The organism is bacterium (assembly GCA_040755755.1).
GTDB lineage: Bacteria > SZUA-182 > SZUA-182 > DTGQ01 > DTGQ01 > DTGQ01.
Map to the genome: position 1 here is coordinate 19,246 of JBFLZW010000019.1, position 12,490 is coordinate 31,735.

Here is a 12,490-nt window from a genome sequence, read left to right on the forward strand (position 1 = left end):
TAGTGGTCAGTGGTCAGTGATCAGTGGCCAGTAAAAAACTGATATCTGACAACTTCTTTAAGACTAAGGGAAACTCCATGGATTTTCAGAAAACGAAATCTCAGAAAAAGCGGGAGGCCAGGATGGTGGAAGACCTGGCCAGGGAGTTGGCGGACCTGCCAGGCTCGATCCTTTCACAACTTCCCTGTGAAGAGGAAATCCGGGAGCAAATCCGGATCGCTCAAAGCATAGATCAGTTCAACGCCCGGCGAAGGCAGATCAAGTACCTGGCCAAGCTCCTGCGGGAGACAGAACCGGCACCCCTGCTCGATTTTCTGGAAGAAGCCCATGAGTCCAGTCTGAAGCAGGCGGTAACCAGCCAGAGGCTGGAGCGCCTCCGGGACCGGATTCTCCACGAGGACGAAGAGGAACAGGCACTTGAGGAGGTGCAGGAGGAGTTTCCGGAGGTTGACCTTGAGAGGCTGCGGATTTTGGCCGATAAGTTTCGCTGGAGCCGGAATCAGCGGTTCTCACGGGAAATATTCCGGCAGCTCAAAATAGCTCAGGATCATGCCGGACATCGAAAAGGGCCTGACAGCATATGACTGAATTGCAGTTTAATATTGTCATGTTAGGAGAAGAAGGAAAAAGTAATTATGAACCAAACCGAGCAGATGGATCATGCTCTGGCAGTTTTCATCGATTTTGAAAATCTGGCTCTTGGTTTTCAGCAGGATAGGGATAAAAAACAGCGTGCCAAGACCAAATTTGATATCCATAAAATATTGGAGCGGCTGGTGGAGAAGGGGAAAATCATTGTCAAGAAAGCATATTCCGACTGGGGGAAATACAGCGATTATAAGGCCAGCCTTCATGAATATGCCATTGAACTGATCGAGATCCCCAAGCGGTCGGTAACCGGGAAAAACTCCGCCGACATTCGTCTCTGTGTGGATGCCATGGACCTGTGCTATTCCAAGGAGCATATTGATACCTTTGTCATTGTCTCCGGAGACAGCGATTTCTCCCCTCTGGTGTCCAAGCTCAAGGAAAACGGAAAGCGGGTCATCGGCCTGGGGATGAAAAAATCAACCTCTACCCTTCTCATTGGCAACTGCGATGAATTTATCTACTACGAAGATCTTGAGCAAAAGGACGCCAGCCCTCCCAAGCTGCCGAAAAATACGCCCAAGATCAAGCAGGAGGGACTGCAATTGCTGATTGACTCGGTGGCTGCCCTGATGCGGGAGAACAAGGAAATTCTCTGGTCATCCATGATTAAGGATACCATGAAGCGAAAAAGCCCCTCCTTCAGCGAGTCAGCTCACGGGTACCGGAATTTCAGCGAGTTGCTTGAGGATGCAGAGAAAAGGGGCCTGGTGTCTCTTCGTATCGATCAACGAAGCGGCACCTATGTGGTCACCAACTTCGGAAATGCCAACCCGGTGAAGAAGGTGTAAAGGGAATCGGCATGGGAGAAAAACAATGGAAAAGGACGATTTGCAGCTCCAGCTCAATGAGCTTAAGAAGCACACTTTCTACGAATTACTCAATATGGCTGGCAGGGTCTATCTTTTAGTCAAGTATTCCGAAAATGTCGTGATAGGCACCAGGGGGTTTCTTCCTGAGGAGAGAGAACACGGGCTGGTTCTGGTGTTAAACACCAGGATGAATTTCACCTGGGATGAATATGGAATTTCCGTTAAGCTCGTCTTCGGGGAGACGCCGCATAAGTGCTTTATCCCTGCTGATGATATCCTGGCAATTTATTCCCCGGAATTGAATTCGCAGCTCATCGTAGGGCCTCAGCAGGTTCTGGAGGCAAATACAACCCCGGAAAAGAGCGCAGAGGTTACAAAAACGACCGAGGAGATGCAGGAGACCTCATTCGGGGATGAAAACAGGAAGCACAAGGTCGTCCGGGTTGATTTCCAGAAGAAGAAAAAATAATATTAGCCGCAAGACCGGGCAGGCGATTGCCGATTTCCAGTTGATTCAGGACGGAGACAATATCCTGGTCGCCCTCTCGGGAGGGAAAGACAGTCTGGCATTGCTGGAAATATTGCTGTATCTTCAAGCAAAAGCCCCGGTTAAATTCTCCCTGACCGCCGGTACGGTCGATGAAGGGTTCGAAGGGTTTGAAACCGCGCGGATTGCCGACCATTGCAGCCGGAAAAATATACCCTTCATCCTGAAACGGGAAAAAATCCTGGACATCATCCGGGAAAAAAATTTATCCGGTCCTCATTTTTGCTCCTTCTGTGCCCGGCTTCGACGGGGAACCCTGTATACGCTTGCCCAACAGCAGGGGTTCAATAAGATTGCCCTTGCCCACCATGCCGACGATTTTATCGAAACACTCCTTTTAGATCTTTTCTATGCGGGATCGTTCTGGAAAATGCCGGTCTGTCTGGTGTCCAGACGTCAGGAAATTACGGTTATCCGCCCTCTGGTCTATGTCTACGAAGAGGAAATTGAACGCTTCTGCCAGGACCAGGGCTTTGCTCCCGTTCCTCACCCCTGCCCTTTTTCCGAGGCAGGCTTTTCCCAACGCGCCCGAATGAAGCAGTGGCTGACAGAAATGGCCCGGACCAACCCGGCTATCAAGGGAAACCTGCTGAGAGCGGTCCTCAAAGAACAAAAGATTGCCCTAAAGTACACGTCGCGATAAATCCGCGGTCAGTTAGGATTACAACGAGACATGGAAGAATGATCTCCCGCACAGACGCACAGGCGCGGAGAATGACCGAGAGTGAAAAAGGTAACAGTAGTCAAAAAAATGAAACGATGCCGATTCATCCTTTTGAGGGAGTAAGTGAAAGGTTTACTGGCAGGAGAAAACGAGGAGGATAATGCAGAGAGGGCATTATGTCCATAAGGAATTTCGATTAACCACCGAACCAGTTAAGTCTTGCACAGTGGCTTTTGAGCAGTATGCTCATGCGTCGTGAACTGCGAGATCAACGATTCTCGAGGAGAAAGACGGTTTTTTTCCTCTTCCTCGAGATGTTTAAAGAGGAGATACAAAAATGAAGAGATTTACATGGTTCGACTGGCTGGCTTTAACCCTGCTCATTATCGGCGCCCTGAACTGGGGGCTGGTTGGGTTCTTTAACTATAATCTGGTTAATGCACTTTTTGGTCCTGCGCTCGCGAGAGTGATTTATTCGATTGTTGGTCTGACCGGATTGTATACGATAATCACAGGACTTTCACGAATGGCGCGCAAAGAACCGTAAACCATTTTTACTCCCTTGATAAAAGCTAGTCTTTTTTCGTATGAAGAGACCGGATCCGGGAAGATTCTTTCCGGATCCGGTCATTTACTCTTCTCTTCAGGAATTTATTCTCCCGGAATGGCTTCATTCCTGACCAACCGAAGTCGAACACTCAATGCAGAGGTTGCTGCCGCTATTGCCTGCTCCACAAAAGGGGCAGGGACGATCAAGGAGTTCACTGCTGGGGTCATCGTTTTCCTCGAACATCCCTCCAAAAAATCCTGGCCCTACTTCAAGGTACTTTAAAATAACATACAGCTTACTCTCTTCACTCTCTTTCAATGGATATGCCTGGTCCATTATAGCATCCTCTCCCTTGGCTATACTCTTTCCTACTGCTCTACTGCACATTAAACAACGGACTGCTTAACTCAATCTCTTCATGCATGGGAGATTCATCCATACATACTCTCACCCCCTGATGTCTCGTTTATTCGTCCTTACCGAGTATCATTATCGAGTATCAATCTGCGGCGATAAAATGACTCCTCGACGACACAACAGAAGTCATTGCCGTATGCTGGCTGGGATACTTACCTTATTCCATCAGATGGGAGAAACCTGGAGACGATCAGTAGGGTTATGGAACTGTGCAGAGCTGCAATATAAATAGAGTATGAGTATCATTTACAAAGCCATTGGTCTGAAGATACAAAACTGGCAGGAATAACCTGTACGCAGGAACAATCCGTACCCCCCCTTACTACAACCCCCCATAAGAACGACATTCTTTAATATTGCAAGAACGATGCCTCGTTCATCTCTTATCCCCTATTCGACGATTGCTATTGTAATCTAAGACGTTTGCTGCTATAGTACAATTCTGGACCGTCCGATATTAGTAAGACGGTGCAATAGTTTTCATACTTACGGTTTAAGAAATATTGTTAACTTACTGTTTTATATTTTCCTTATCGGTTATGAATTTTTTTTCCTATTTAATTTCATTCAAGGAGCAATCATGGCCACTCAGCATTCTCTGCACAAGGTAGGTATTCTGACTGGCGGGGGGGACTGCCCCGGCCTGAATGCAGCTATCCGGGCGGTAGCAAAACCCGCGATCCTGGACTACGGGATGGAGATTATCGGCATCAAGGATGGGTTTGCGGGACTGGTGCAAAACAAAACCGTACGGTTGGATTACGAGGATGTATCCGGGATTCTGACCCGGGGGGGAACGATTCTGGGAACCTCGAATAAAGCCGATCCGTTCCGGTGGCCGGAGGAGAAAAAAGAGGGGGAAACCATTTTCCGGGATCTTTCCAGCCTGGCTTTAAAAAACTACCACGAGCTGGGACTGGATTGCCTGTTCTGCATCGGCGGAGATGGAACACTGACCGCAGCCCGGAAATTCCATGAGCTGGGACTGAATATTATCGGTATTCCGAAAACCATCGATAATGACCTGTCCGGCACAGACCTGTCCTTCGGGTTTGATACGGCAGTCCTGAATGCCACGGAAGCCATTGATAAAATTCATACTACCGCTGAATCACACCACCGGGTCATGGTCGTGGAGACCATGGGCAGATATGCGGGCTGGATCGCTCTCCATGCTGGTCTTGCAGGCGGAGGGGATATTATCCTGATTCCGGAGATACCGTACGATCCTGCCTGTATTACGGCCAAGATCAGGGAACGGGGCAGAAGGGGAAAGAGATACAGCATTATCGTTGTGGCCGAAGGGGCAAAGGCCAAAGGCGGTGAAATGACGGTCGATAAGGTAATCGAAAGCAGCCCCGATCCGATTCGCCTGGGAGGTATCGGCCGGCAGGTAGCAGAGCTGATCGAAACCAGCACCGGCATCGAAACCCGGGTCACGGTCCTTGGCCACCTGCTGCGGGGCGGAACCCCTACCCCATTTGACCGCATCCTGGCTACCCGCTTTGGCGTAAAAGCCCTGGAGCTGGCGGTAAAGGGCCATTTTGGCCAAATGGCCTGCCTGCACGGCCAGGAGATTTCCTCCGTTCCTCTCAGCGAAGCTGTCAACCGCCTGAGACTGGTCCCCCCTGACTCAGCCCTGGTCAAGACCGCCAGAGAGGTGGGCACGAGCATGGGGGATGAGTGACCAACATCGTGCCAACATCCAACATCGGGTCGGACCAAGATATCGCATTGTTTTATTTGCGATAGATGTTCTCCAAAAAAGTAAGCTGTATGTGTAAGAGAAAGATAAATTATAATATGGTAATTATCAGCCGGTTTATCTGCCGGAAATCGAGACATCGAGATATGGAATGGACTTTTTAGTCTCATGGAATTGTGTCCACATAGCAAATGCCAAGATAAGGGTAACACTTGAAGAAATTAATTCCAGATATGGAATAAGAACTCCGGTTATCTGTACACCGGAAGAGCTGATGGAGGCTTAGTTATGTTTCAGGATCCTATTATAAAGGAAATCCGTAAGATCCGCCATGATATTGAAACGGAATACCAAAACGATTCCCAGAAATACTATGAGCATCTTGAACAGTTACAAAAGAAATATCAAGATCGTATCGTGCGACGGAAACCAGTGGTCGGGGTCAGGTCTTGAAATATGAGTTTTTCACAATTCAAGACCTGACAGCCCCTTTAATGGGTGACCACATAGTTCTTTCTACTTCACCACCTGCTCCATATAGGGAATCGGCTGTTTGCTGATCACCGGCCTGGTAATGCCGGTGATTTTCCAGCTTCCCTGGGCCTTCTGGAGGGAGAAGGTCTGGGCCTCGTTGCGGTCCGAATAGACCACCTCCACTTCAAACACTGCCTTCTGGGGATCTTCCTGCTGGCCGTTGATGATCGACAAGGCCTTGATATCCTGGACATCCCGCTTGATATAGTCCTGAAAAGCCGTATCCGTGCCCTGCTTCCGGTTTTCCTCCAGGGTGGCCAGGGAGGGGCCGGAAAAGCATTCAAGGTATCGCTGAATATCTCCGGCCTTGGCTGCGGAGAACATCTTCCAGATAACGTCCTCGATCTTATCGGGTCCCTTGGCTGTTTTAGGTGCCGTAAACCACATGACTCCAATGAGGATGATAATCACAATCATAGAGAAAAAGATTTTATTCTTCATGCGTCACTCTTCATGCTTCATTCTTCAAGGTCGATGATTTTCAAATCAAAGGGTTTTTTCTGACTATCTGAATCGACCACCACCTTTTGCATTTTGGTCATGGTCTGTTCCATGGTTTCCAGGAAAAGGCGGGAGGTTGTAACCTGCTCGCTGCCGTTGTATTGAGCGCACATCTCGATGAATCTCTGGGCATCTCCCTGGGCGTTATTGATTTTCTCGTTCCGGTAGCTTTCAGCCTCACGGATGATTCGCTCGGCTTCTCCTCTGCTCTGGGGGATTTTCTCGTGCCGGTATCCTTCGGCCTCGTTGATATACCGGTCCCGGTCCTGTCTGGCTGCGGCCACATCCTTGAAGGCATCGGCCACCTCCAGGGGCGGGTAGACATTCTGCAGGTTGATCGAGGCCAGTTGCACCCACCGTTTCCCCTGGCACAGCTCATCCAGCCTGCTTTGGGTATCAGCCAGGACGTCCCGCTGAATGGCTATCTTGCCGTTCCCTTTCAGCACATCGTCCACATTCATCCGGGCTACGGTTTTCGTCAGGCTGGACTTGGCCATATCCCTGATCAGGCTAGCCGGGTCATTGAATGCAAACAGGTAGTCAACCGGCTCAAGAATGGAATATTGCAGGACCATTTCCATCTTGATGATATTCCGGTCGCCGGTCAGGAATTCCCCCTGGGTCGGATTCGAGGCCCGGCCTATGGCCTGGTCGGCGAATTCAAACCCGACGCTGATCCGCTTTTTTTCCTGCGGCATGATCTTATCCACCCGCTCAATCGGGTACGGCCATCGGTAGTGCAATCCCGGAGCCACTCTGGCATTGACTACCCGGCCAAAGCGCCTCTTGATCCCCAATTCGTTCGTCGATACCAGGAACAGGCCGGACAGCAGGTAGAGAAGCCCGGCTATGCCCAGAATCCATTTCGTCCATCTGGTTACAGTTTTTGTCGTGCTCATCTTGAGTACCCGCCTCTCTACTTTTTGGCCAGGTTATCTGCTTTGGCAGCACCGGCGGTTTGAGTGGCTTTGCTCCTGTTCTTACCAGAGCTTACGGTCCTGACAGCATCCTTCACCTGTCCTTCAGTCAGCAATTTGAACAGATCTGAACCTGACGACAGAACCACCGTGGTTTTCTCATTCATGAATTTCTGATAGGCCTGGAGTGTTCGCAGGAACTTGTAAAAGTGGACGTTCTGCCCATAGGCATCACCATAGATCCGGATCGCTTCGGCATCGCCTTCTCCTTTGGTGATTTCAGCGGTCCGGTAGGCCTCGGAGAGGATCGTTCTGGTCTCCTTGTCCGTGGCTGCCCGGATCTTCAGGGCCTCCTCTTCTCCCTCGGCCCGGTACTGTTTGGCGATTCTCTGCCGCTCGGCCCGCATCCGGTCAAAAACAGACTGCTTGTTCTGCTGGGGAAGAATCAATTGTTTGAGCTTTACGCTGGCAATCTTGATACTGTAATCCTTCTCGGCGCGCTTTCTGCAATTATCGAGGACCTGCTGAAAAATCTCGGTGATCTTCATCTCTCCCGGTTTGGTGGAAACCAGAGAGGACAGGTCATACCGGCCGAGAGCAGCCGACACTTCGGAATACACCAGGTCATCGAGATGGGTTTGCGCTTTGGCAACATCATTGACGGTAACGTAGAAGTCAAGAGGATCGATGAGCTTCCAGCAGACGAAATTGTCCACCACCACGTTTTTCTTGTCCCGCGTCAGGTACTCCTGGGGTATCGGGTTGTAAATCAACATCCTTTTGTCCAGGGTGATGGTGGTATGAATGGGTGACTTGAAGTGCAATCCGGCCTTTGAAACCACGCGGGTCGGCTTTCCGAACAGGGTGACAATCTTGTACTGGGTTTCATCAACCACAAACATGCTTAAAAAGATTAAAACTAAGGATACGAGAATCAGGAATGAAACGGTGATCTTCTTTCTTGTTTTCTTTTCCATTGACATCCCTCCATGAGGAAATTACGGCTTCAGACTCTGCTGTTTGGATCGAGGGAAAAATTCCCTGGTAATATTATTGATGAGCGTCTCAATTTTTTTGGAACCAAAAACTGTCAATTCCTCGCGGCCACTGCGCTGCTCGTCGAGGATAAATTTTTTCATCCCCGGCAGTACGCTCTCCACGGTCTCAAGGTAAAGCCGGACCGAGGTGACATCTTTAAAGGTATCATAGTTTTTGCACATGCTGACAAACCGCTGGCCCTCTCCCTCAGCCCGGTTGGTTATTTCGTCACGGTAAGATTCGGCCATTCTGATATTCTGCTCCCCCTTGCCGCGGGCCAGGGGCAGTTGCTCGTTGTGATAGCCTTCAGCCAGATTGATGAGCATGCTCTTTTCCTCATGGGCATTGACCACGGCCCGAAAGGCGTCGGCCACCTCAATCGGCGGATGCACGCTCTGCAAATACGCTCCCTCGACCAGAAGGCCTGCGTCAAGAGAGTCAAGCTCCCGCTGGAGAAGCGTGGAAACCTGGGCTTCGATTTCACTGCGGTCCACGGTCAGGATATTATCGGCCCCTTTTCGTCCGACGATTTCCCGGATGGCTGACTGGGCGCAAAACCGCACCAGGTCCGTGGTGTCCTGGAACCCCCGGATCTTGAACAGATAATTCGAAGGATCCCTGATCACGTACTTGACCACCATGTCCATTTCAAGGAAATTCTCGTCTCCGGTGAATACCAGGGACTCATCACTCTTCTTCTGATACTCTCCGGTACGGTCCTGAATATCCCATTCATAGGCGGTGACCACCTGCCCGGTTTTCTGATCCACCCGGCTGACTACGCTTTTGTTTCGGCGAAATCCGACCTCGACCCGCTCGACGGTACGAACAACTTTGGTGACTTTATCGATCGGCCAGGGAAAGAACAGATGAAGGCCGGGTTGCAGATTATCGGTGATCTTGCGGCCAAACCGCTGGACTACTCCCCGCTGGTAGGGAGAGATCATGGTAAGCCCGGAAGCCAGATAGAGCACGATCACCAGGGCAAGAGCAGCGTTGCATATCGGCTTTTTGTGGGCTTCCCAGACATGGTGAAGATAGTCATGAACAAGGTGCCGCCACCATCCCGCCAGCCCGCTCGCCCAGCCCGACAGAATGGCTTTCATTTTTCCGGATAAAAGCCGCAGCGAATTTCCCACTACCAGAAGGGAACTGATCTGGTGGACAACGGCTGCCACCACTGGAGTGACCCAGGCAACGGTCGAGGCAGCCACCACTGCCAGCGCGTTGAAGATAACGGCAAAAAAGAGGATGTTCTGCCTGATGGTCCTCACGGTTTTTCTGCCGATGGTAACTGCATTTTCAAGGCGGCTCAGGTCATCGGCCATAAAAATCATGTCTGCGGATTCAATGGCAATATCGGAGCCGATATTGCCCATGGCTATGCCGACATTGGCCGTACTTAAGGAGGGGGCATCGTTGATTCCGTCTCCGACCATAGCCACGGTGTATCCTTCCTCCTGCCATTGCCGGATCTTGGCTACCTTGCCGTCAGGCAAAAGATGGGCGGCATATTCATCGATGCCGGCCTGCCGGGCAATCTGCCTGGCTACCAGCTCGTTGTCGCCGGTCAGGAGGGTAAGCCTGATACCCAGTTTTTTCAGTTTCCGGAGCGTCTCCACAGTTTCGGGCCGGATCTCATCCTGCATGGCGATGGCGCCGGCCACCTTCTGCCCGCAGGACACCAGGATCATGGTCTGTCCCTTATGTTCGACTTCGTCCAGGACTTTCAGGGCAGCCGGGTCGAATTCCAGGCCATTTTCCTCGAGGAGTTTTCTGTTCCCTACCAGCACGGTATTCCCCTGGTGAACGGCTTCAACCCCTAACCCGGGCTTTACCTGGAATTTGTCACAGTGGCCGATATCGAGTGACTTTTTTCTGGCCTCCTCCACGATAATGCTGGCCAGAAGGTGCTCGGAATACTGATCCGCCGTGGCCGCCAAAGAGAGGACCTGCTGTTCTGAATACCCTTGAAAGGAAATGATACTGACAATTCTGGGTCTTCCCTGGGTCAGGGTTCCGGTTTTGTCGAGAGCGATCAGATTGACTCTGCCCATGGCCTCAAGATAGGCCCCGCCCTTGACGAGGATACCCTCCCTGGCCATCCGCCCGATACCGGCAAAAATGGCCGTGGGAGTAGCCAGGACCAGAGCGCAGGGGCAGGCGATGATTAAAATGGAAACCGACCGCACCAGATCTCGGGTAATAAGGTAGGCAATGGCAGCCACCAGGATAATAACCGGGACAAAAAACTTGGCATACCGGTCGGCCACCTTCTGAATGGGAGCCTTCTGAGCCTGGGCCTCTTCCACCAGATGAATGATCCTTGACAGGACAGTATCCTCACCGACCTTGTCCGCCCTGATCTCCAGAGAGCCCAGTTGATTGATGGTTCCGGAATACACCTTGCTTCCGGTGCTCTTTTCCACCGGAATGGATTCGCCGGTAATCGTGCTTTGATCGACGGAAGACCGTCCGCAGAGAACCTCACCGTCAACCGGGATCCTCTCACCGGGCCTGACGATGACATGGTCATTGGCAGTCAGCTTTTCAACCTCGATCTCCTGCTCTTTCCCCTCCCTGATCACCCGGGCCTTTTTCGGCGAAAGATCGATCAGCTTTTTGATAGCCCCCCTGGTCCGGTCAACGGCAAAGGATTCAAGGGCTTCTCCCACCAGCATGATAAAAATAACTTCAGCGGCAGCCAGATACTGCCTGATGGAGAGGGCGGCAATCGCAGCCAGAGCAATGGCCAGATCAACCGAGATCTTCCGTCTGAAAAGACTCTCCAGCGCGCCAAAGAAGATTTTATACCCGCCGATCAGGGTCAGAATGATCGATGTGTCGATTCCCAGAACGGTTCGAAAAATTCCCAGCCAGTTGAGCAAAAGCAACAAGCCAATAATGGCAGTGAAAATAACATAATTCAGAGAGACACCTTCTTCTTCCTCTTCTATCTCGTCTTCCAATTTCGGATCATCGGCCAAGACCTGATGATTCTTCTCCTTAGCTGTGCTCATGCATTGTTCCCTCTTCTTGGTAAAGTGCTTATTGATTCAAGCGCAGGATAAATTTCTCACTGCCTTTTGCCAAGCAGATGCTGTCTTTGGTAATCCACATCACCTCCATTCCGATTACAGTTTCCCCTTTTTTCAACCTTCGATTATTGATCAGGGCGATATATTCCCCCTGATAGCTCACGATGCCGTTCAGGTCAAGATCCCTTATCGAGGTCACGGCTTCCTCACTCCGATGGCCGCTGTCCGTTTCGGGGTTACTGTTCCTTTCTTCTGCGCCGCTGTCTCCTCCTGCTTTCTCCGAGTCCCCCTCCCCTACCACAACATCCTCCAATCCCGATGGCGACCCGTCACCCTGCTGATACTCTCCTTCTTCAGCACTGGCTCCCTCAGGTGAAAAGAGGTCTTTTTCCAGGGCGGTAATCCGCAGGTTCTTCTGAGCAGCTATCAAGGAGGGAGAAAGATGAACAGGCTGGTAGAGATCAGTTTTCCTGAAAAAACGGCCAGCCGCTTCCTTCCCCCGGTGTGACAGGCTCATCACCTTGAAAAACATAGTCAGCCGCACCTGAGGAAACACCGAAGAGCTATCCTCCAGCCTGATAATGTCCACATTGTCGATACCCAGAAAATAGGGTAATCCTTCCAGCCACTCAAGATAGCTGCACAGGTCAGGAAGCTGCCCTTCCGCCTGAAGGTGAACCGGCACAGGCTCAAAGCACAAAATCGCACCATCCTGGGATGAGTCTGCCTCACCCAGCCAGAAGGAATAATCGGAATCGACTTTCAGCATATTCAGCCCATAATCTGTCCCCTTGGATCTGACCTCGCCCAGAAGGCTGTCAATTTCCCCCTGTCCGGGAAGGTAGCGAACAAGATGCTGAATATTTTTCTGAAACAGGGCAATCTTTCTGTCCATGTCTTCGGCTTGTCCGCTGAGCTGGCGAAGCCTTTCGATCCGGCTGCGGGTCATCCGGATTTTTTGCCTGACCTCACGGATCTCCGTTATATACGGGGAAAACAACAGCCAGGAGAGGCCAACAAGCAGGATAGGAAAAATAAGAATGAAAATCCGTACTTTTTTCATATTTTAAGCCAAATTTTTCTGGAAAAATTCGTGTGAGGAACTGGCTGTCGAATGAA

Annotated in this window: 12 protein-coding genes; 6 read left to right on the forward strand and 6 right to left on the reverse strand. The window is 50.8% G+C overall.

The features are described 5' to 3' along the window. Positions 1 to 77 precede the first annotated feature (77 nt). From yjgA to AB1611_07040, 5 genes are all read left to right on the forward strand, one after another. Positions 78 to 584 carry a ribosome biogenesis factor YjgA gene (gene yjgA / locus AB1611_07020; GenBank protein ID MEW6379342.1) on the forward strand — a complete coding sequence of 169 codons (507 nt, stop codon included), beginning with the start codon at positions 78 to 80 and terminating at the stop codon, positions 582 to 584. Positions 585 to 635: 51 nt separating this feature from the next. Then, positions 636 to 1,439: an NYN domain-containing protein gene (locus tag AB1611_07025; GenBank protein MEW6379343.1), complete on the forward strand. Its 804-nt coding sequence runs from the start codon at positions 636 to 638 to the stop codon at positions 1,437 to 1,439. A 25-nt stretch (positions 1,440 to 1,464) separates the two neighbouring features. Beyond that, positions 1,465 to 1,929: a ClpXP protease specificity-enhancing factor SspB gene (locus tag AB1611_07030; GenBank protein ID MEW6379344.1), complete on the forward strand. Its 465-nt coding sequence runs from the start codon at positions 1,465 to 1,467 to the stop codon at positions 1,927 to 1,929. Then, a complete protein-coding gene (locus AB1611_07035) occupies positions 1,874 to 2,650 on the forward strand; it encodes an ATP-binding protein (protein ID MEW6379345.1) in 777 nt (258 codons plus the stop codon). The genes AB1611_07030 and AB1611_07035 overlap by 56 nt, the downstream gene beginning before the upstream one ends. 358 nt (positions 2,651 to 3,008) lie before the next feature. Then, the gene (locus tag AB1611_07040; GenBank protein ID MEW6379346.1) at positions 3,009 to 3,218 is read left to right on the forward strand and encodes a DUF378 domain-containing protein; all 210 of its coding nucleotides are present in this window, start codon (positions 3,009 to 3,011) and stop codon (positions 3,216 to 3,218) included. A 123-nt stretch (positions 3,219 to 3,341) separates the two neighbouring features. On the opposite strand, the gene AB1611_07045 is transcribed toward AB1611_07040, so the two are convergent. Then, on the reverse strand, positions 3,342 to 3,557 hold the full coding sequence (locus AB1611_07045; protein ID MEW6379347.1) for a hypothetical protein: 216 nt from the start codon (positions 3,555 to 3,557) through the stop codon (positions 3,342 to 3,344). A gap of 661 nt (positions 3,558 to 4,218) precedes the next feature. Here AB1611_07045 and AB1611_07050 point away from each other — a divergent pair. Continuing rightward, positions 4,219 to 5,325, forward strand: coding sequence for a 6-phosphofructokinase (locus AB1611_07050; GenBank protein ID MEW6379348.1), 1,107 nt, complete (start codon positions 4,219 to 4,221; stop codon positions 5,323 to 5,325). A gap of 534 nt (positions 5,326 to 5,859) precedes the next feature. Here AB1611_07050 and AB1611_07055 read toward each other — a convergent pair. Genes AB1611_07055 through pilO form a run of 5 tightly spaced genes read right to left on the reverse strand, consistent with a single transcriptional unit; the run spans position 5,860 to position 12,434 of the window. Beyond that, complete coding sequence (locus AB1611_07055; protein MEW6379349.1) at positions 5,860 to 6,294, reverse strand: hypothetical protein; 435 nt, start codon at positions 6,292 to 6,294, stop codon at positions 5,860 to 5,862. A gap of 41 nt (positions 6,295 to 6,335) precedes the next feature. Then, on the reverse strand, positions 6,336 to 7,277 hold the full coding sequence (gene hflK, locus AB1611_07060) for an FtsH protease activity modulator HflK (protein MEW6379350.1): 942 nt from the start codon (positions 7,275 to 7,277) through the stop codon (positions 6,336 to 6,338). Positions 7,278 to 7,294: 17 nt separating this feature from the next. Then, complete coding sequence (gene hflC / locus AB1611_07065) at positions 7,295 to 8,272, reverse strand: protease modulator HflC (GenBank protein ID MEW6379351.1); 978 nt, start codon at positions 8,270 to 8,272, stop codon at positions 7,295 to 7,297. 21 nt (positions 8,273 to 8,293) lie between these two features. Further along, positions 8,294 to 11,353 carry an FtsH protease activity modulator HflK gene (gene hflK / locus AB1611_07070; protein ID MEW6379352.1) on the reverse strand — a complete coding sequence of 1,020 codons (3,060 nt, stop codon included), beginning with the start codon at positions 11,351 to 11,353 and terminating at the stop codon, positions 8,294 to 8,296. Positions 11,354 to 11,381: 28 nt separating this feature from the next. Continuing rightward, on the reverse strand, positions 11,382 to 12,434 hold the full coding sequence (pilO, locus tag AB1611_07075) for a type 4a pilus biogenesis protein PilO (GenBank protein ID MEW6379353.1): 1,053 nt from the start codon (positions 12,432 to 12,434) through the stop codon (positions 11,382 to 11,384). Positions 12,435 to 12,490 lie beyond the last annotated feature (56 nt).